Annotated in this window: 13 protein-coding genes and 2 pseudogenes; 7 read left to right on the forward strand and 8 right to left on the reverse strand. The window is 56.6% G+C overall.

Features of this window, described 5'->3' with window-relative positions; genetic code table 11:
- Positions 1-142: 142 nt before the first annotated feature.
- The 6 genes from H6815_13140 to H6815_13165 all read left to right on the forward strand — a co-directional run bounded on the left by H6815_13140 (position 143) and on the right by H6815_13165 (position 6,188).
- Complete coding sequence (locus H6815_13140; GenBank protein ID MCB9861386.1) at positions 143-973, forward strand: citryl-CoA lyase; 831 nt, start codon at positions 143-145, stop codon at positions 971-973.
- Positions 970-1,617 carry a GNAT family N-acetyltransferase gene (locus H6815_13145; protein ID MCB9861387.1) on the forward strand — a complete coding sequence of 216 codons (648 nt, stop codon included), beginning with the start codon at positions 970-972 and terminating at the stop codon, positions 1,615-1,617. Before H6815_13140 ends, H6815_13145 begins: the two co-directional genes overlap by 4 nt.
- Positions 1,618-1,652: 35 nt before the next feature.
- A complete protein-coding gene (locus tag H6815_13150; protein MCB9861388.1) occupies positions 1,653-2,222 on the forward strand; it encodes an HDIG domain-containing protein in 570 nt (189 codons plus the stop codon).
- 36 nt (positions 2,223-2,258) lie between these two features.
- Positions 2,259-4,235 (forward strand): homoaconitase, encoded by a 1,977-nt coding sequence (lysF, locus tag H6815_13155; protein MCB9861389.1) that lies wholly within the window; start codon positions 2,259-2,261, stop codon positions 4,233-4,235.
- A gap of 96 nt (positions 4,236-4,331) precedes the next feature.
- The gene (locus H6815_13160; protein ID MCB9861390.1) at positions 4,332-5,480 is read left to right on the forward strand and encodes an isocitrate/isopropylmalate dehydrogenase family protein; all 1,149 of its coding nucleotides are present in this window, start codon (positions 4,332-4,334) and stop codon (positions 5,478-5,480) included.
- A gap of 129 nt (positions 5,481-5,609) precedes the next feature.
- Entirely contained in the window at positions 5,610-6,188 is a 579-nt protein-coding gene (locus tag H6815_13165; protein ID MCB9861391.1) for a DUF937 domain-containing protein, read from the forward strand.
- A gap of 54 nt (positions 6,189-6,242) precedes the next feature.
- Here the strand turns inward: H6815_13165 and mgtE are convergent, their stop codons facing one another.
- The 8 genes and pseudogenes from mgtE to H6815_13205 form a co-directional block, all read right to left on the reverse strand.
- Complete coding sequence (mgtE, locus tag H6815_13170; protein ID MCB9861392.1) at positions 6,243-7,628, reverse strand: magnesium transporter; 1,386 nt, start codon at positions 7,626-7,628, stop codon at positions 6,243-6,245.
- A 121-nt stretch (positions 7,629-7,749) separates the two neighbouring features.
- On the reverse strand, positions 7,750-8,154 hold the full coding sequence (locus H6815_13175) for a hypothetical protein (GenBank protein ID MCB9861393.1): 405 nt from the start codon (positions 8,152-8,154) through the stop codon (positions 7,750-7,752).
- 13 nt (positions 8,155-8,167) lie between these two features.
- The gene (locus tag H6815_13180) at positions 8,168-9,199 is read right to left on the reverse strand and encodes a collagen-like protein (GenBank protein ID MCB9861394.1); all 1,032 of its coding nucleotides are present in this window, start codon (positions 9,197-9,199) and stop codon (positions 8,168-8,170) included.
- 1,821 nt (positions 9,200-11,020) lie between these two features.
- Positions 11,021-11,812 (reverse strand): annotated as a pseudogene (locus H6815_13185) (collagen-like protein).
- Between the two features lie 270 nt (positions 11,813-12,082).
- Positions 12,083-12,721: pseudogene (locus tag H6815_13190) on the reverse strand (collagen-like protein).
- A 303-nt stretch (positions 12,722-13,024) separates the two neighbouring features.
- Positions 13,025-14,815, reverse strand: coding sequence for an ABC-F family ATP-binding cassette domain-containing protein (locus H6815_13195; GenBank protein ID MCB9861395.1), 1,791 nt, complete (start codon positions 14,813-14,815; stop codon positions 13,025-13,027).
- Positions 14,816-15,019: 204 nt separating this feature from the next.
- Positions 15,020-16,642: a peroxidase gene (locus tag H6815_13200; protein ID MCB9861396.1), complete on the reverse strand. Its 1,623-nt coding sequence runs from the start codon at positions 16,640-16,642 to the stop codon at positions 15,020-15,022.
- Positions 16,643-16,936: 294 nt separating this feature from the next.
- On the reverse strand, positions 16,937-19,147 hold the full coding sequence (locus H6815_13205; GenBank protein ID MCB9861397.1) for a multicopper oxidase domain-containing protein: 2,211 nt from the start codon (positions 19,145-19,147) through the stop codon (positions 16,937-16,939).
- A gap of 118 nt (positions 19,148-19,265) precedes the next feature.
- Here H6815_13205 and H6815_13210 point away from each other — a divergent pair, with 118 nt between their 5' ends.
- Positions 19,266-19,508, forward strand: a complete 243-nt coding sequence (locus tag H6815_13210) for a hypothetical protein (GenBank protein MCB9861398.1) — start codon at positions 19,266-19,268, stop codon at positions 19,506-19,508.
- Positions 19,509-19,929 lie beyond the last annotated feature (421 nt).

Raw genomic sequence — 19,929 nt, forward strand, 5'->3', positions numbered from 1 at the left:
ATACAGGAATGACGCTGGTGTTGTCGGTCGGCAATGACCCGTCGCCCACATACCATCCCGTCTGTCCCTATCGGGCAGGGTTGTTGACCTCTGCAAAGAGAGAAAACGAAGAACGAAGCACGAAAAACCCACTGGAGCCCGCATGAGCGCTGGTACTGCCCCCAAACAAGACACCTGGCCCACAGCCATCACCGACATCAAGCCCAACGCTGTCCGCGTTCGCGGGCATGACATCGCCGACCTGATGGGCAATGTCTCGTTCGGCAGCGCGGTCTATCTGATCCTGCGGGGCGAACTGCCCTCAGCTGCGATCGGCAGGCTCATGGACGCGATCATCGTCTCGTCGATCGACCACGGAGCGACGCCGCCCAGTGTGCTCGCAGCTCGCACCGTCGCGTCGACCGGCGCGTCGCTCTCCCAGTCGGTCGCTGCTGGGATCATGTCGATCAACAAACACCACGGCGGCGCCATCGAGAACTGCGCCAGACAACTGGGCGCGATCATCGAGCGCGCTGGTGGTGACGCTTCTCCTCTTGATGCAGCCAAGTTTGATGATGCAGTGAAGGACGAACTCGCTGCCATGAAGACCCGAGGCGAGCGGTTCTCAGGGTTCGGGCATCGCATCCACACCAACGATCCTCGCACCGCGAGACTGTTCGAGCTTGCAGAGCAGGCGGGCGTGACCGGCAACCACGTCGCAGCGGCGCGAGCTGTCGAGCGGGCGTTCGCGGATGCTGGCAAGCCATTGCCCATCAACGTGGACGGCGCGATCGGCGCGATCCTCGCCGACATGGGTTTTGCGCCCGAGGTCATGAATGGGCTCTTCATGATCGCTCGTGTGCCGGGATTGGTCGCGCACGTGACCGAGGAGCAGACGCGGATGAAGCCGATGCGCAGGGTCGTCGCGGGCGCGCACGAGTACGACGGCCCGGCGGCCCGGTCGCTACCCCACTCGCTACCATCTGGGCGATGACCAGAGCCCAACCATTCTCACCAGAGCTTGCGGCAAAGATCGATGCGGCGCTCCCGATCCGCACCGAGCGTCTTGTGCTGCGCAGGTATGTCGAGGCGGACATCCCGACAATTCAGGAGCTGTGCAACGACGAGCGGATCAACGTGACCACGCTGAGCTTGCCGTTCCCGTACACGATCGAGCATGCGACGGACTGGTATGAGCGTCAGGCAAAGGGCTGGACCGAGGGCGCAAGCTGCTGCCTCGGGATCACACTCGCGGACACCGGCGAACTGATCGGCGATGTCAGCCTGAACCTGTGGCTCAAGCACAAGACCGCGATGATCGGGTTTTATATCGGCGTGCCGTACTGGGGCAATGGGTACATGACCGAAGCGGCCCACGCGATGCTGGGCTTCGGGTTTGGTGTGCTCGATCTCAACCGCATCGAGGCTGGGCACTTCGCGGGCAACCACGCCTCGGGCAAGGTCCAGCGGAAGATCGGGCTTGTTTACGAGGGCACACGCAGATCCTACTTTGTTGTCAGGGGCGAGCGGACGGACGATATCCTTCACGCGATCGTGCGCGAGGACTTTGAGCCGGACCTCGCAAAGTCCATCGCGCGTGCGAAGGCGAACGAACACATATACGCGGGTCCACGTTGAACTGAACTTACATCGGACACACACGGAGTTGTTTCATGAGCATGAGCGTCGAGCAGGTTGCGAGCCTCTTTCCCAACATCATGGACATCAAGAATACAGATCTGCGAACCAAGGTGGCAGCGGTCTGGAACGAGGCGATTACGACGGGGTGCGGCGGTCGCGGCTGGACGACCGACGAGCTTCGCGCGGTGCCTTTCACACTGCTCGCGGGTGATATCGACCTTCGGTACATCGAGCATCTCAACTCGTGCTGCAAACAGTGCATCGCGATCGCGAAAGTACTCAACGAGGTCTTCGGCGATCGCATCCCGATCAATCTTGACTATCTCATCGCGGGGTCATTGCTCGCCGACGTGGGCAAGCCTCTGGAGTTTGACAAGGACGCCAATGGCAATGTCATCAAGGGGCACTATGGCGAGATGCTGCGTCATCCGTTCTCGGGTGTAGCGATGTGCTACAAGCACGGGATTCCGCCGGAGGTGATGCACATCGTCGCGACGCACTCTCACGAAGGCGACAAGGTGCAGCGGTCGATCGAGAGCATCATCTTCCACCACGCCGACTTTGTCGACTTTGATATCGCAAAGTATCTCGGGAAGAAGTAAATCAGTCTGCATCTCTACGCATGAATTGGAGCGCGCGTGTCACTCACACTTGTTGAAAAGATTGCTACCAGGTTCGCTGTCGGACTGCCAAGTGGCGCAAGCGCCCGGCAGGGACAGATCATCCGCATCCGTCCCAAGCACGTGATGACGCACGACAACACGGGCGCTGTCATCCCGAAGTTTGCGAGCATCTTTGGCGGCACAGGCAAGGATCCGAAGATCTTCGATCCGTCGCAGCCGGTGTTCGCGATTGACCACGACATCCAGAACACAACCGAGATCAATCTCGGCAAGTACGCGAAGATCACAGGGTTTGCGACCAAGCACGGGATCGATCACTATCCGGCGGGGACGGGCATCAGCCATCAGGTGATGGTCGAGCAGGGGTACGCTGTGCCCGGCACGCTCATTGTCGGCTCGGACTCACACTCGAACATGTACGGCGGTGTCGGCGCGCTCGGCACGCCCGTTGTCCGCACAGATGCGGCGTGCATCTGGGCGACCGGGCAGACGTGGTGGCAAGTCCCGCGCGTCGCGCGATGCACACTGACCGGGAAACTCCAGCCCGGCGTGAGCGGCAAGGATGTCATCATCACCCTGTGCGGGCTCTTCAATGAGGACCAGGTGCTCAACTGCGCTGTCGAGTTTGTCGGCGAGGGTGTGAAGCACCTGAGCATGGACCATCGCCTGACCATTGCGAACATGACAACCGAATGGGGAGCACTCGCTGGTGTGTTTCCGTTTGATGAAACACTCAAAGCCTATCTCGAAGCAAGAGCGGATTACTTTGCTGCAGACAAGCGTCCCGGCGATCGCAAGACCGGGAGCAAGGGGTCGTACACGCGAGAGGACGTTGCACGCTGGTCCAGCGAGAAACTCGCTGCCGATGACGAAGCGCAGTACGCTGTCGATCTCACGCTTGATCTCTCGACTGTGACACCGTATGTCTCCGGGCCGAACCATGTGAAGGTGATGCACTCCGTCGGTGAGATGGAAGCAAAGCAACTCAAGATCCAGAAAGCGTACCTGCTCTCATGCACCAATGCGCGCTTTGCAGACATCGCAGAAGCCGCGTCGGTCGTGAAAGACAAGAAAGTCGCGTCCGGCGTGTCGTTCTACGTTGCAGCCGCATCGGCAGACGTACAGAAGCAGGCAGAGGACGCGGGTCACTGGCAGACATTGCTTTCTGCTGGCGCAAAGCCACTTCCCAGCGGATGCGGGCCGTGCATTGGGCTCGGCACTGGGCTTGTCGAGGACGGCGAGGTTGCGATTAGTGCAACAAACCGCAACTTCAAGGGACGCATGGGCAGCCGCGACGCAGAGGTCTATCTCGGGTCGCCAACTGTTGTCGCAGCGAGCGCAGTCGCGGGATACATCTGCAGTCCGACGAAATCCAATGGCGCAAAGCCCGTTGGTTCTGTGCGCATCAATCCCGCTGGCAAGAAAGACTCACAGAATGCCGAACTGCTCGACGGGTTCCCCGCGACGGTCACAGGCCGCGCGCTCTACATGCACGCCGACAACATGAATACCGACGGCATCTACGCTGGCAAGCACACATACAACGACGCGCTGACACCTGAGCAGATGAAGGATCTGATCTTCGAGAACTACGACCCGAACTTCAACTCGCTGTACCAGTCTGGCGACATCATCATCGGCGGACGGAACTTCGGCACGGGGTCGAGTCGCGAGCAGGCCGCAACAGCATTGAAGTACCGGGACATTCCGTGCGTCATTGCTGCATCATTCAGCGAGACGTACCTGCGCAACGCGTTCAACAACGGGTTCCTGTGCATCCAGTGTGCCGAACTCGTCGACCATCTGAAGTCGTCGCTTGCTTCGGCAGGTACCTCGTCCCCCACCGTTGCCGGGCCCTCACTGACGATTGACTTTGCAGCGTCCGAGATACGCACTGACGGGCAGGTGTTCTCGTTCACGCCACTCTCGCCGGTTGCGCAGGAACTGATCGTCGCAGGCGGGGCTGAAGCGATTGCTCAGGGGAAGATTTAGGCCCTAAATCACCCTCCACAACACGATCTCGGCATCCTATCCTCCGTTCCACGTATCTCGGATCAGAACCACGTTTTCACATTCCACGGAGCCACAATGGCCAAGTACAAGATTGCATGGATGCCCGGTGACGGGATCGGTAACGATGTCATGGAAGGCGCACGTCTCGTGCTCGACGCGCTCAAACTTGATGCAGAGTACATCCACGCCGACATCGGGTGGGAGTTCTGGTGCAAGGAAGGCAATCCATTGCCAGATCGCACCGTCGAGATTCTCAAGGACACCACCTGCGCACTGTTCGGCGCGATCACATCAAAGCCAAACGCCGAAGCAATCAAGGAACTCGCCCCGGAACTGAAGGACAAGGGGCTGGTGTACTTCTCCCCCATCGTCAAGCTGCGCCAGATGTTCAACCTACACACAAACCTCCGCCCGTGCAAGAGCTACGAGGGCAACCCGCTCAACTATCGCGGCACGCGCAAGAGCAACCCGGGTGGTGGCGATGTTGATATTGACCTGACTGTCTTCCGCGAGAACACCGAGGGCAGCTATGGCGGCGTTGAGTTCTACCCGCTCCCTGAGTCGGTCTACGACGCGTTGTGCCTCAACCCGAAGATGAAGCCGTGGAAGAACAAAGGGTTTGAGAATGTTGCGCTCTCCACTCGCATTATGTCTGAGCAGGGATGCCGCAGCATCGTCACGCAGGCGTTCGAGTACGCGAAGAAGCACAACCGCAAGTCGGTCACGCTCGTCGAGAAGCCGAACGTGCTTCGCGAGACCGGCGGCCTGATGACGCGCGTCTTCCACGAGGTGGCGAAGAACTATCCCAACATCCAGGCGTGGGAAGCGAACATCGACGCGATCTGCATGTGGATGCTTAAGAATCCAGAAGACTACGACGTGCTCGTGGCTGAGAACATGTTCGGTGACATTGTTTCCGATCTGTGCGCAGGACTTGTTGGCGGTCTCGGGTTCGCGCCCGCAGCAAACATCGGTGACAAATACGCTGTGTTTGAGCCGACGCATGGATCGGCCCCGAAGTACGCTGGCCAGTACAAGGTCAATCCGATCGCGATGCTCCTGACGAGCCGGCTTATGCTGGAATGGCTGGGTGAGATGGACATGGCGTCGCGTCTTGAGTCAGCGATAGCCCGCGTTATCAAGGAAGGCAAGGTTAAGACCTATGACATGGGCGGGTCCAACACCACGCTGGAGGTCTGCGAGGAGATCGCCAAGTACGTCTGATCCCCATTCCGGGAATGCAATCAGACCACGAGCAAACGTCCCATCATGTGTCCTGCTATAGTCGGGCAGCACGCGATGCGATGGTGGATCGCGCGGTGCCACATTCACTCGCGACTGGGGAGGAAACACATGGGCATTCTCGACACAATCATGGGTCACGGGCAGAACGCAGCCGTTGAAGCGCTCGCAAAGAAGTTCGGCATCGGCGGCGATCAGGCAGCAGCTGTTATGAAGCATCTCACTCCTGCGCTCGGTGCTGGAGTGAAGAAGAACACACAGTCAGATGATGGCTTGCAGTCGCTCATGGGCGCTCTGTCCAACGGCAATCACGCTCGCTATCTGGAAAATCCAGCCGAGCTTTTCGGCAAGGCAGAGACGGAAGCCGAGGGCAACGCAATTCTCGGACACATCTTCGGCAGCAAGGAAGTGTCGCGCGAGGTTGCTGCAAACGCTGCTGCAAAGACCGGTGTTGACATCGGCACCATCAAGAAGATGCTTCCGATGGCCGCCACACTCTTCATGGGCGGGCTTGGTAAGCAGCAGCAACAGGGCGGGCTCGGCAACTTTGTTTCAGGTCTTATTGGCGGCGGTGGAACACCCGCACCGGAACCAAAGCAGTCACGCTCCATGCTCTCAAGTCTGCTCGATCAGGACGGTGATGGCAGTGTCATGGACGATGTGCTGGGCATGGCTAAGAAGTTCTTCTGAATTCAGTTCTGTTCACTTTCTCGCACCCCGTTCCATCAGGAATGGGGTGCATTTTTATGCTGAGGGAGGAACTTGTGTCAGCAGCATTGACGCGAACGTCAATGCGAGCAGGAACCCGCACATGTCGGTGACCGTTGTCAGGATGGGTCCCGACGCGAGCGCGGGATCGAGCTTGAAGCGTTTCAGTACCAGTGGAATCGACCCGCCAATACATACAGCAACCACAGTGTTAATCATGAGCGCACCGCCAACGACAACGCCAAGCATCGGACTGCCCTGCCAGATTGATGCGACGCACCCGATCAGCACGCCAAGGACAACGCCGTTGATCAGTCCGACAGAACTCTCCTTCATAAGCACACGCAGGAGATCCTGCGGCCGAGTCACACCGAGCGTCAGCTCACGCATGCTGACAGCAACCGCCTGATTCCCAGAGCATCCACTCATGTCTGAGATCATCGGAAGGAACACCGCGAGCGCGATGACCGCGCTAAGCGTGTCCTGGTGCATCGCGATCACGCTTGCTGCGATCATGTTCAGGACAATGTTTGCCGACAACCACGCGAGTCTTCTGCGGGAGCGAAGCATCAATGGCATTGATCTGAGCTCTTCACCGCCCACAATGCCCTGCGACTGGCGATACAGATCGTCTGCTTCTTCGGTCAGCGCGTGCTCGACTGCGCTGCGTTCGACAACACCTCGCAGCACACCGTCCAGCGTTGTAACGGGCAACCCCATGTACGGATGCTCACGAAACACAGATGCGAGCGGCTGGAGCTCCATTTGATCAACGACAGAGACAGGGTTTGCGATCATCACTTCGCGCAGCAGCGTGTTGCGCCCAGCAAGCAACAGCCGACGCAACGGCACAACGCCCATGAGCTTTGCTTCTTTATCGACAACATATGTGTACTGGATATTGTACTTTGCGTACTTTTCCGCGTTGGTTGTTAAATCGGCAATAACGTCTGCAACGGTTTGAGTTTCCACGAATGCCAGATACTCGGTCAGCATCAAGCCGCCAGCTGATTCCTCGTCGTATGCAACCAGTCTGCGAAGATCATCCGCCACGGCTGCATCAAGCTTATCGAGAATCGCACTCGCGGCTGCTTCATCGAGTTCGCTGATGATGTCGGCGCATTCATCACTTGGGAGCACTTCCAGAATCTGTGCAGCAGCGGAAGGCTCAAGCTCTTCAAGCACGTCTGTTGTTTGCGAGAATGGCAGTTGCTCAACGATTTCCGCAGCGGACTCCGTTGGCAACAGCGCAAGCAGCTTTGTCCGCTGGTGAGTCGATAGTGCAGCGACATCATGGACGATGTCAGCCATCGGCGATGCATCAAACCACGCAATGCAGTCATCTGCCGACTGTGATTCAATCGCGCGAATGATGGCAGCCTTGTTCTGTGCTGATGTGTGCGATGGTGTCTGCTCGTTCATTCACTTCCACCAAAGAAAAGCAAGCGGTGACGAAGACGCCGTGTCTGTCGTCACATCGCTTGCATAGTGTGCATTCAGGGATTGTATTCACCTGCCGATGCAGGCCAATGGCATTCTCCGGTTAGTGGCAGCCCGCCGCATACGCGTTGCCGAAACAGATGTAGTCGAAGATGTTCAGCGTGTTGTTTCCATCGCAATCTGCGTATGGATCCTGGGCGCTATACACGTTCCCGAAGCAGATATAGTCAAAGATGTTCAGCACGCCGTTGTAATCGCAATCCGCGTAGCATGGCACCGGTTCGGGGATGTGGAACCAGAATCCCCCGGAGATTGCGAGCGACCCGGCTGTCATGACTTCCGGATCGGGCTGGCCGATTGTGCCGTGTGCGCGGAGCGAGCCGTTCTGAGCGATGCCACCACCTCCGTCGATTGTCTGCCACGAGATTGCAACCTGAGCGGAAGCGGTATCTGCACAGACAAGCAGCAATAGGCTGGGCAATACAATATGGGAAGCAGTTGTTTTCATGTGTGCCTCCCCCTTACTGTGCTGACTCGTAGTCAAACGAGAATGACATGATACCGACTCGCTGGGAGTTGGGATCAGACGTTGTATTGCCACCCCGACGTGCGACTGTGAGCACGACTGTCTGGCCAGCGGTCCACGATGTCAGTGACCCCTCCGATGTGCTCCATACGTCACCGGATTCTGGAATAACAACGACCGATGGAACCGCCTCTTCCAAGTCGGGGCATAGTGCTGCGCTTGCGCCAGCAGCGTCTCCTGAGATGTTGTATCGCAAGAGATTGGCACCTGCAGACAAGGTGAGTTGAGACAACTCTGCGAAACTGAAATCGAGGTCTGCGGCTCCGTTGTTTGCAGCCTGCTCATCAGAAGCAAGAACGAATCGCAGGCGTGGTGTCTGAAGACCGGGATTTGCTGACAGATCCGAAGCAGTCGGACCAACGTAATCGTCCGGAACCCTGAATGTCAGTGTCATGTATCCATCGTTGTTCGCACCAGCGAATGAGACGACACGCACCCGGCGATACAAGCTAACCGAGTTATCCAGATCGAATGTTGAAGTGCTGCTGGGTGTAAAGTTGCTTCCTGAATACATCACTGTACGAGTGATGTTTGCAATCTCAGTTGCTGTTACTCCGCCTGCGGGGATTGAGAACGTTGTTCCGGCCAGTTGAAGTCCGGTTCCAGCCGAGTACATCGTGTCATTATCAATGTTGTCTGCGAAACCTGCAGGTACGTTCGTGAGTCCGTTCCAATCGGTTGTTCCTGCGGGACCTGTTGCGCCCGTTGCGCCAGTTGGTCCCTGCGGACCAACCGGGCCTGTTGCACCCGTCGCACCGGTTGGTCCCTGCGGACCGGCGGGACCCTGTGGACCTTGCGGACCAGCAGGGCCGGTTGGACCCGAGCCGGGGAGTAGTGTTGCTGCAACGGGCATGGTCTGCAACGGGTTGGTGTATGTCAGCAGCCCGTAGTAGAAGTTACCATTCGAGTTTACCACATCGCCTGTCAGCGATGGATCGGGCTGGACGAAGACATCGAGCATCTTCATACCACCACTGCTGGTTTCATCGATTGCAACGCCGTTGCCGCAACGGATCTGGCTCGACACAAGGTCAAGCACAGCGCCGGTCGGTGGGACTGCAGGTCCGTCAGCAACGATCTTGCCGAACACGTCCGAGTCTCTGATCCATGCGCGACCGTAGTCGCCACCAACACCGCCATAGGTCAGTTCGATCGCAGCGGTTGTTGCCGATTGCGGCCAGAACGTGCCGTGGGCACCTTGGATGGTGCCGCTGATGACACGCACGGGGATGCCAGTGCCGCCGACATTGCGGAAGTTGACGTTGTTGAATGTCACGCCGGACGAGCCGCCCTGTTCAACGTCGATATAGACGCTGGAGTTTGCGCCACCGGAGTAGACGACCGAGTCAGTAAGATAGACCTGCGTGGCTGCGTTTGTGCCGGTGATGATAAGTGCGTCGCCAGCGCCACCCTGATTCGAAATGTCGATGCCGACGAGCGAGACCACACCGGATGTGTGTGTGACCTGACCAGTGATCTGAGTGGCAAACGACTTCACGCCGACAACGCCTGTAAGGTGGATTCCGCCAACAAGGTTCACATTGCCAACATAGTTGCCGGGACGAACGAGAATCGTGGTCGGGTTGCCCGAGCCGTATCCAGCAGTGACAGCGTCGTTTATCGCTGACTGGATGCTGGTATGTGTTGCGCCGTTGGCGAGTGTTGTCGCAACGATAAACTCGGAAGCTGGTGCTCCCGGATCACCCTGCGGTCCCTGTGGACCAGCAGGGCCTGTTGCACCAGTAAGACCCTGAATGCCCTGCAGTCCCTGAGCACCAGCAGGACCGGTTGCACCTGTGAGACCCTGAATGCCCTGCGGTCCCTGAGCACCGGCAGGACCTGTCGCACCCGGATCACCCTGCGGGCCTTGCGGACCAGCAGGACCGGTTGGTCCTGTCCCGTCGAGCAGCGTTGCGCTGGCGGGGATCGATGTCACTGTAAAGTACGGTGTGTACTGCAGTCCCGCGTACCAGAAGGCACCGCCATCGCTTGAGAAGGCCTCGCCGGTGTGCGCGAATGTTGGCGATGTTGAGACGCTGCCGAGCAGACAGTCCTGCAGGATGTGCGTGCCGGTGGAGTTGTCGATGACAGCCGGGTTTGCACCGGGACGCAACTGGCTGTAACGTGCTTGGAACGACGATCCGTTCGATGTGACAACACGACCGAAGACGTCGGCATCGCGCAGCCACGCACGCGAGTTGTTGACCATGCTCATCGCGATCGCGTTGTTGTTCGCCGGGTTGAACGTGCCAGCGCGTCCCTGGATCGTGCCGCTGACCATGTTGACCGGATAGCCGGTCGCAGTGCCCTGCGTGCGGAACACGACATCGTCGAGCACGAGGCCTGGTGTTGCGCCGGACATCAGCACGTTGATCTCGACAGCGTCATCTGCGCCAGCAGCAGCAGTGAATCCGCCGCCCGTCATGAAGATCTGCGAGTTGGCAACGACGCTGTTCATCAGTAGCGCATCGCCCGAGTCAGTCCAGAACTCGATCCCGAAGATGCTCATCGAACCGCCCTGATCGATGTATGTCGTGTTGCCTCGGATCTCCGTTGTAAAGTGCTTGCCTGTGGCAGCAGCAACGAGATGGATGCCGGCCTTCAGATCAACGTTTTCTGTGTACGTACCGGGACGAACGAGAATCGTAACCTGATCGGCAAGGCCATGGCCCGTAGCGACCGCGTCTGCGATCGCCTGATTCACACTGGTGTGTGTTGCGCCGTTGGCGAGTGTGGTGTCAACGATGTACTTCGCTGCGTTCACACCCGGATCACCCTGCAGTCCCTGTGGACCAGCAGGACCTGTTGCACCAGTAAGACCCTGAATGCCCTGCAGTCCCTGAGCACCAGCAGGACCGGTTGCACCTGTGAGACCCTGAATGCCCTGCGGTCCCTGAGCACCGGCAGGACCTGTCGCACCCGGATCACCCTGCGGGCCTTGCGGACCAGCAGGACCGGTTGGTCCTGTCCCGTCGAGCAGCGTTGCGCTGGCGGGGATCGATGTCACTGTAAAGTACGGTGTGTACTGCAGTCCCGCGTACCAGAAGGCACCGCCATCGCTTGAGAAGGCCTCGCCGGTGTGCGCGAATGTTGGCGATGTTGAGACGCTGCCGAGCAGACAGTCCTGCAGGATGTGCGTGCCGGTGGAGTTGTCGATGACAGCCGGGTTTGCACCGGGACGCAACTGGCTGTAACGTGCTTGGAACGACGATCCGTTCGATGTGACAACACGACCGAAGACGTCGGCATCGCGCAGCCACGCACGCGAGTTGTTGACCATGCTCATCGCGATCGCGTTGTTGTTCGCCGGGTTGAACGTGCCAGCGCGTCCCTGGATCGTGCCGCTGACCATGTTGACCGGATAGCCGGTCGCAGTGCCCTGCGTGCGGAACACGACATCGTCGAGCACGAGGCCTGGTGTTGCGCCGGACATCAGCACGTTGATCTCGACAGCGTCGTCTGCGCCAGTTGCAGCGGTGAATCCGCCGCCCGTCATGAAGATCTGCGAGTTGGCAACAACGCTGTTCATCAGCAGCGCATCGCCCGAGTCAGTCCAGAACTCGATGCCGAAGATGCTCATCGAACCGCCCTGGTCGATGTATGTGGCGTTACCGCGGATCTCCGTTGTAAAATGCTTGCCTGTTGCAGCAGCAACGAGATGGATGCCGGCCTTCAGATCAACGTTTTCTGTGTACGTACCGGGACGAACGAGAATCGTCGTCTGATCAGCAAGACCGTGACCAGCAGCGACCGCGTCTGCGATCGCCTGATTCACACTGGTGTGTGTTGCGCCGTTGGCGAGTGTGGTGTCAACGATGTACTTCGCTGCGTTCACACCCGGATCACCCTGCAGTCCCTGTGGACCAGCAGGACCTGTTGCACCAGTGAGACCCTGAATGCCCTGCGGTCCCTGAGCACCAGCAGGACCGGTTGCACCTGTGAGACCCTGAATGCCCTGCGGTCCCTGAGCACCGGCAGGACCTGTCGCACCCGGATCACCCTGCGGGCCTTGCGGACCAGCAGGACCTGTCGCACCCGGATCGCCCTGCGGACCTTGCGGACCAGCGTTTCCGTTGTAGGCAAACATTGCATAGGGAGCGGGGGTAATTGCGGTACGAGGTGAGAGTGTGACAAACGAACCGGAACCCGCTGGATTCCTGACTTCGATCTGGAGCCATCTTGCTCCGCCATTAAATGCGCCGGAGCCAAAGTCCAACTCTGTTGTAATCACGCCATCAACGACGGTTGCGCTATTAAGCACCAGTGTCGTTCCGATCTGGCTGCCACCTGCGGGGCCGTCAAACAACCGGAATCTCAGATCAACCTGACCATTGATCGGGTTGCCCGCATCGGTCATAAGCCCCTGATATGTAAATGTAGTGTCAGCACTGTCGATCGTTGGGGTCGACTGGGCAAATGCAACATTGGTCAGGAGGCATGCTGAAAAAACAGCTGCACACGGTGCAATCGTGCTCAATCGAACGTTCATTTGGAATAGCCTCTTTTTCTCTCACAGAACAACAGTGTGCTGAACAGACAGCACCATGGATGATTGGAGCGGTCATGGTAACCAGAAAGTTGCTGGTTTGTGTTCAAAAATGTTGAAGCACGAAAAAAAGAAAGTGGCTCTGTTTGAATCGAGAAAGAATCACTGAACCAATACCTACCACATAGTCCCAGAATCAGATTTGAACAGTCCTCAACACCTCCGTCCAGCACAATGCGTGGATCAGTGCAGTAAAAAACTAGGTAGATTGCCTTAGTGATCGTGAAATATTTTCAGGCTGGCAACTTAAGACTGCTGCTTTGCTTCAAGTTCATCCCATCGAGCATAGAGCAGCGCAACTTCATTCTGGGCATTGGAAAGTTCATCGCAGACCGCTGTCATCGCATCGTGATCAGACATCACACCCGGGTCTGCTAGCTTCCCTTCTGCCGAGACAACGCGCATTTCGGCCTGTTCTATTCGCTGCTCGATGCTGTCGTATTCTCGTTGCTCCATGTAGCTGAGCTTCTTCTTCGTTCCGACTGGTTTGGACTGCTGATCTGACTTTGTTGCTGTGCTGCGCTTCTCTTCGTCTCTTTCCTGACGCGGACGCTGCGCTGCTGCGAGAGCCTGATCAACTGAAGCATACATGGACGCACTTCCCATGCCATCCAGTGCAAGCACACTCGTTGCCAGTCGCTGCAGCATTGCACGATCGTGCGTTACAAGCACGAGTGCGCCAGGGAAGTCCTCAAGAGAGTCCTCCATCGTTTCGAGTGTGGGGATATCGAGATCATTTGTGGGTTCATCGAGCACAAGAATGTCAGCAGGTTCCAGCATGATACGTGCTATGTGGATGCGCGCAAGCTCCCCTCCACTCAGCGACTTCACAGGCTGATCGAGTTGTTCATCCCTGAAGAGAAACCGGCGAGCCCAGGAGATCACGTGCATCGATTGCCCACGGAAGCGAACCGTGTCGCTCACCGGGCACAACGCGTGGCGCAGGAGTGTTGCGGGTGGGAAGTCTTCACGGTGTTGACTGAATACAAGTATGCGTGGCGCGGGGTCGCAGACCTCAACCGTGCCAGCATCAGGCAACAACTCGCCAGTGAGTACTCTGATGAGTGTCGTTTTTCCACTGCCATTCGCTCCAAGCAGCCCGAGACGATCGCCAGCACCGAGCGTCAGATCAACCCCATCGAACAGTAATCGATTGCCCAATGACTTTGATATGCCACGCGCGGTAAGCAGCTTTCTGGCACGCCGTCCTGTTGCATCGAAATCAACCCGGGGACCCACCTGAGATGCAGCAGTGTTTCTGGTTTTTAGTTCTTCGAGTTCATCCATACGTGCATAGCTCGCGCTGATGCGTCCTTTGGCTTTGGTCTGCCGTCCCTGCGGCCCACGCGAGAGCCATGCAAGATCCCGCCTGACAATGCCAGCAAGCGCCTGCTGTGCACGCTGCTGGCCTTCCAAAAACTCTGACTTGCGCCGGAGAAACTCGGTGTAGTTGCCTTCCGCTGTGAAAGCGGAGTGTGGATATGCCGGGCTCAACTCGACAACGCGCGTTGCAACACGCTCCAGAAATATTCGATCGTGCGTCACAAAGACGATGGCAAACCTGACACTCCCGGTCTGTTGCACAAGAAAGGATTCGAGCCACTGGATGCTGTCGATGTCGAGATGGTTTGTCGGCTCATCAAGCAGTAACGCATCGGGCTCGCCGCCAGCCTGACTGAATGCGCGAGCAAAGGCCAGTCGCTTCCGCCAGCCTCCCGACAGAGCATCAGCAGGTGTCATTGCTCGTGCCGAATCGAATCCAAATCGAGACAACAGCATGTCTGCGAGCAGTTCTGCCTCAAAGTCATCGTGAGTCGTATCGGATTTGGCATAAGCCGACTTGATCAGGATATTGCGTGCTGAAACACCGGCATCAAACTGGTCGTTCTGCGGCACGTAAACGACGCGAGCCGATGGCTGGACTGTCAAACTGCCATCATCTGGATGATCTATGTCTGCAAGAAGTTTCAGGAGTGTGCTCTTACCGCTACCGTTGGGACCAATGAGTCCGATGCGATCGGAGCGATCAACAGCCATACTGAAATCGTTGAACAGTGTTCGGACGCCGTGCGACTTTGCAATGTTGTGTGCATGGAGCAGCACGCGGGTCCCCGGTTGCAATCACACGCAGGCTTCGCATCCTGCAGAGTGGTTGCTGGTGTGTGATACAGAGTCATGACTGTACACACCAAGACCCTGTTCAGCATTGCTGGAAGGGCGCGATCGTTACTGCTTCATGCGTTATGCTCTGCGGCGGCGACGTCCGGCAAGCACACCTCCGCAGACAAGCACGCTCGCGACACCCGGTGCTGGCACGACAAACACATTCCCTTGCAGCATCCCCACAGCAGTTGTGCGCATAAGGACATCTGCGAGCGAAGTTGCGTCGATCTCGCCGACCAAACCCTGCAGCAGTGGATCGTTGAGGTAGAAGTAAGAATCTCCCTCGCGCAGGCAATAGAACTGGCTGGTAAAGATGGCTGCCATGGTTTCCCCAACGCTTGCACCGGAAAGGTGGTCTTCTGCCATCAGGCCGATCCATGCATCGATATTGTCGACTGTTCCGTACGCAACGGACAGATCCTGCGCAAGGATCGGATCACTCGTGATCTCAGCAAAGTCTGCCACACGCGTAAGCCCCATCGTCTCACGAAGTGTGTTGTAGTCTGACACACCATGATCGCGACCTCGCTGAATATTGAGCGAGATGAGATCAAGCCCACCGGCTCCGGGAGGACCAAAGAGCATATTGCGCACAGCATCAACCGCTTGTGTGTCAATCTCGTTCGCCTCCTGGAACGCAAGACCGCGCATCACCGCATCCAGAGACCCGGGTTCAGAGATCAGTGATGGATTGAAGAAACTTGCTGCCAGATCAAGATGTCCACCGGCGTATGTTTGACCGTTCGCATCGATGCGGAGCAGTTGGTCATTCAGCATTGAATGGCCGAAACGGAATGCTGCTGCTGAAAACTCTGTCGAAAGATTCGGATTGACTGTTGAGTCATACCCGGAATATGACCCAAGTCCGTGACCACCCAAGAGTGATGGCAGCCATTCGTTGTATGTGATGGACTGGATCTCAGCACCCACAACTTTACGTGCGGTCTGGTAGATCTCCTCGTCATTCATGAATGGGTTCTGCTGCGAGATTCTGTCTGCCCAGTAGTTGTGCTCCCGCACGAACACCGTGTGCATTCCGAGCAGTCCGGTCTGTTCATTTGCACGGACGTCACCTGCCAAGTAAAAATCAGGACTTGAACTCCCTGCATTCGGCAGGCCCGCAGTGTTCTTTGGAAGGTAGCCGTTTGAGTCCATCAACATGCGACCGCCGCTGAACTCACGCAACGCGCTAGCGCGAGTTGTATCCGACCCATACACCATCGATCCATCAATCCAGTGCGTGATCTCGTTCTGGTGCTCACGGGGTGACGATACACCATTGATGTATGCCGATCGATGGAACGGCATTGTCTGTGTGCCTGTATTGAATGGGTCGAAGTACGGATCACCAGCGGGGATATTGATCGCTGCACTCTCTGGGCCTTCAGAAATCAATGTGATGTCGTGATCGAGAAACTGCCCCCACTGCCAGAACATGGATGAGAGCTGTCGTGTGTTTGTGTTCGGTGCAGCTGTTTGTGTCGACAGGATATTGCTGATTGATCGAACATTGCCGCGATCAACAAGCGATCCGATACCATCGCCATATGTTGCGGTTCCCATACGATTTAACTGCATTCCAACGGAACCCCAGTTCAGATTTTGCACGTTATTCCCCGAACCATTGATGGTGCGGTACTGCGCGCTGGCAGTGCCACAGCATGCCACGAGTGCAACGATAGAAAACGTCTGGATCTTCATGCTCTCTCTCCACACAACCTGAGCCACCCGGTCGAAGTCACGTCTGTACAATGTATCACAGGATGCTTGATTGGCACACGAATCCCGTCGAAAAGCTTTTAGTCACAGCAGAATTCGGGTTTGCAAGGGATTTCTGCAGGCTCAGTGGCGCAAGTTGCACAAGCCTTGCAACACAAATGAAAAGCACAATCCTGCCCGGAAGTCCTGTCTACCAAAGTACAAACTGCCTGTAGTCTCGGCTTTGCGTCCCGCCCGCTGTCCGGACAAAATCCAAACCGTCAGGCGTGCCATGAATCAGGGACAGCCAAGAGCAAATGAACTCTGGAAACACATAAAGTCAAATACGTCGAACAATCCATTCTGGTCGCAATCTGCACTTGGGTCCTGCGCTGCATACAGGTTTCCGAAGCAGATGTAGTCGAAGATATTCAACGTGCCACTTTGATCGCAGTCCGCATAGCAGATGTTGTTGTCAACAACAACGAACTGTCCCATCATGCCGTCGTCCTCGTGCTCCAGAATATGGCAATGGTACATGTATGGTTTTTCTGGATCGGCATAGTCACGGAATCGCTTGATGATTCGCAGTTCGTGGCCAGGCTCAACGACTGCTGTGTCCTTCCACCCAGCTTCACTCTGTGGCGGAGGCACACCATCCCGCGTCAGGATCTGGAATGAGTCGCCATGAACATGGAACGGATGGGCCATCGGCGTCTGGTTGGTGATCTTCCAAATCTCGGTGTCGTTCAGATTGATGGTCTCGTTGATCACGCCAAGGCTCATCTGAACAAAGTTGATGGTCTTGTTCGATGAAAGGAGGAATGGCCGAGGATTTCCAAGGTTGTGCGCCTCTGTTTCTGGAATGGTCTCAACCGGAATGAGTGACGCTGGAATGGTGTGGAGTGCATTCTTTGTCGGGTTCGTAACGTCAAAGTCCATGATGTCGAAATCGCTGCGATCCCACGTGTCCGCAAACATATCGGGAAGAATCCGCGTTCCGAGTTCACTGTTATACGAACGAAGCGTCACCCGTTGCCCCAGATCAGAACTGAAGTCGATCAGGACATCCATTCGCTCTCCAGGTCCGATGAGCAGGCGCGTGAGCTTTACAGGAGCAGTAAGCATGCCTCCATCAGAGCCGATCTGATAGAAACTCCTGCCGTCATCTATTCCCAGGTTATAGAACCGGGCATTCGAGCCGTTGACCACACGAAAGCGAATGACCTGCGCTGGTGTTTCCTGCTCAGCCGAAACAACACCATTCACAAGAAATGAACCGCCGCGCCGCAACGCGATCTGCCCGGAACCTGCTGGGAAGAGATGGAAGAGTGTGCCATCCGGATTGAATGACTTGTCCTGCAGGACGAGTGGAAACTCATCCTCGCCATATGTTTGGGGGATTGCAAGCTGATCAGTCTCATCGTCGCGGATAATAAACATCCCAGCGAGTCCCTCGTAGACCTGTTGCGCGGTTCCGCCGGGATCGCGCCCACCCAACGACATCATGGCGTGCGGGTGCGGATGATACCAGCAGGTTGCAGCTCGATTCAGAATAGGAAAGACCGCTTCCCATGTTTCATTGAGATGTATTGTCTGGTGGGGCCCGCCATCCATATCTCCAGGCACGTGAAGTCCATGCCAATGCGTTGTTGTGTCATGATCGCCGAGATGGTTTGTCACGCGAATCCTGACCTGCTCTCCTTTGCGCACTTCGAGCGTCGGACCGAGATAACTTCCGTTGTATCCCGCAGTCGGAGTGTCAACGGTAAATGGATAAAACCGTGTTGCTCCGCGCATCATCTCAAGATCGAAGACACGGAAACCGCCAACAAGCTCTCCCTGGTACAGCGGAGGTGTCACAAACGCACGCCCTTCCCCAGCAGCAACCGAAGCATCGTGCCCACTGCCAAGGTCAAGCGTCGCAGCAAGCAGATCGTGAGCCGATCCGGTATCGAATGAACCAACACTAGATACATCCAGATTCTGCGTTGCTGGAATAAGCATGTAGTCGCTGGACCCTGTCTTTCTGCTGCCTTCGACATCGGTCAGCGCAACCGAGAACGTCTCTCCAGCCAGTTCTTCACCATCAAGCAGAAACTTCATTGTTGGCGAGGACAGACTCGCATTCATGTTGCCTGCAATCACAGCTGTTTGCGCAGGATTCCAGTGTGCTTTGATTGTGCGAGCAAGCAGCATCGCCTGACTCTGTTGAGTTTGTGCTTGCTCGGAAGTGCCGTTGTCTTTGCGAAGTTGTGTATTGCACACGAACAGTTCAGCACCGGAAACATCGTGGATGAGCGTAACCCAGTTGATGCTCATGGGCTGACCTGAGCCTGTCCACGCAACCTCTCCCGACCGATCCCAATCGACAGTAAACATGTCACTGCGCCAGAGGATCGGATTGGTTGTGAGATTCGATGGGACATCATTTGATGGATTGCCATCAAAGAATCCGAACGAGCAGCTGTATTCGTTGCTGCTGACAAACGCGGAGTTCAAGTCCATACATGGTGTGGAATCTGTATCAACCCCCTGCAACAGCATGATGTCTGCATTTTGGGCGGACAATGAAGACAGGACACTGTCACCACATTTGTTCCACGCTGGCACATCAACACGGTGCGTGACAACGTTCACAGGAAGGCTGGTGTTTGTGTTCGTCGTATCAACTGAATGGGGAACCGGCATCGCTGCGGACGATGTTATTGGACACGTCGAGCTTGCACGTGCCATGCTCACTGAGATCATTGCTGCTGCACAGCCCAATGCCACACTGTTCGCTTTCTGCATGGAACCTCTTCCATCGTTTGGTGAGAACAACCCAATCGGCCAACGACCCAGTCACGATGTTCCCATCTCAGCCTAGCATACATCATGTCATAGCTCTGTTCGCTATCACAAGCAACTCTGATGCAAATCGAGCACTGCAATTTGGCTGATCAGACCGAACACGAGGAACTTGCTTCATTATCGCCCATGCGGCACTTCGGCTTCAGGATACGAACTCAGAGCGTCGCTGCTTGGGAGAGCTGGAAGCACCAAAGGCTCATGCACGGACGATGTCAGCGCTACGACCAATAACCCTTTTTCCAGAGCTACACCATCTGGATGCCATGCTCTCAGTAAGAATCTATCAGATGATTTCACTCCACCATGTGTGCAGTACCACAACTCTGGCTGGCATGCGCGCGGCTGAAGACACAGAGACATTACTTCATGTTGATCTCAACAGCAACACACATTGCATCACGTAGCCGTACCAGTGCGTTCGATTGCACCTCGATCGA

Source organism: Phycisphaeraceae bacterium (assembly GCA_020639155.1).
In the GTDB taxonomy this organism is placed as follows: domain Bacteria; phylum Planctomycetota; class Phycisphaerae; order Phycisphaerales; family UBA1924; genus JACKHF01.

Excerpts from the sequence above, each read along its gene's own strand:
- H6815_13140 (MCB9861386.1), top strand. The coding sequence starts at position 143 with ATGAGCGCTGGTACTGCCCCCAAACAAGACACCTGGCCCACAGCCATC.
- H6815_13145 (MCB9861387.1), top strand. The coding sequence starts at position 970 with ATGACCAGAGCCCAACCATTCTCACCAGAGCTTGCGGCAAAGATCGAT.
- H6815_13150 (MCB9861388.1), top strand. The coding sequence starts at position 1,653 with ATGAGCATGAGCGTCGAGCAGGTTGCGAGCCTCTTTCCCAACATCATG.
- H6815_13160 (MCB9861390.1), top strand. The coding sequence starts at position 4,332 with ATGGCCAAGTACAAGATTGCATGGATGCCCGGTGACGGGATCGGTAAC.
- H6815_13165 (MCB9861391.1), top strand. The coding sequence starts at position 5,610 with ATGGGCATTCTCGACACAATCATGGGTCACGGGCAGAACGCAGCCGTT.
- mgtE (MCB9861392.1), bottom strand. The coding sequence starts at position 7,628 with ATGAACGAGCAGACACCATCGCACACATCAGCACAGAACAAGGCTGCC.
- H6815_13175 (MCB9861393.1), bottom strand. The coding sequence starts at position 8,154 with ATGAAAACAACTGCTTCCCATATTGTATTGCCCAGCCTATTGCTGCTT.
- H6815_13180 (MCB9861394.1), bottom strand. The coding sequence starts at position 9,199 with ATGAAGATGCTCGATGTCTTCGTCCAGCCCGATCCATCGCTGACAGGC.
- H6815_13195 (MCB9861395.1), bottom strand. The coding sequence starts at position 14,815 with ATGGCTGTTGATCGCTCCGATCGCATCGGACTCATTGGTCCCAACGGT.
- H6815_13200 (MCB9861396.1), bottom strand. The coding sequence starts at position 16,642 with ATGAAGATCCAGACGTTTTCTATCGTTGCACTCGTGGCATGCTGTGGC.
- H6815_13205 (MCB9861397.1), bottom strand. The coding sequence starts at position 19,147 with ATGGACTTGAACTCCGCGTTTGTCAGCAGCAACGAATACAGCTGCTCG.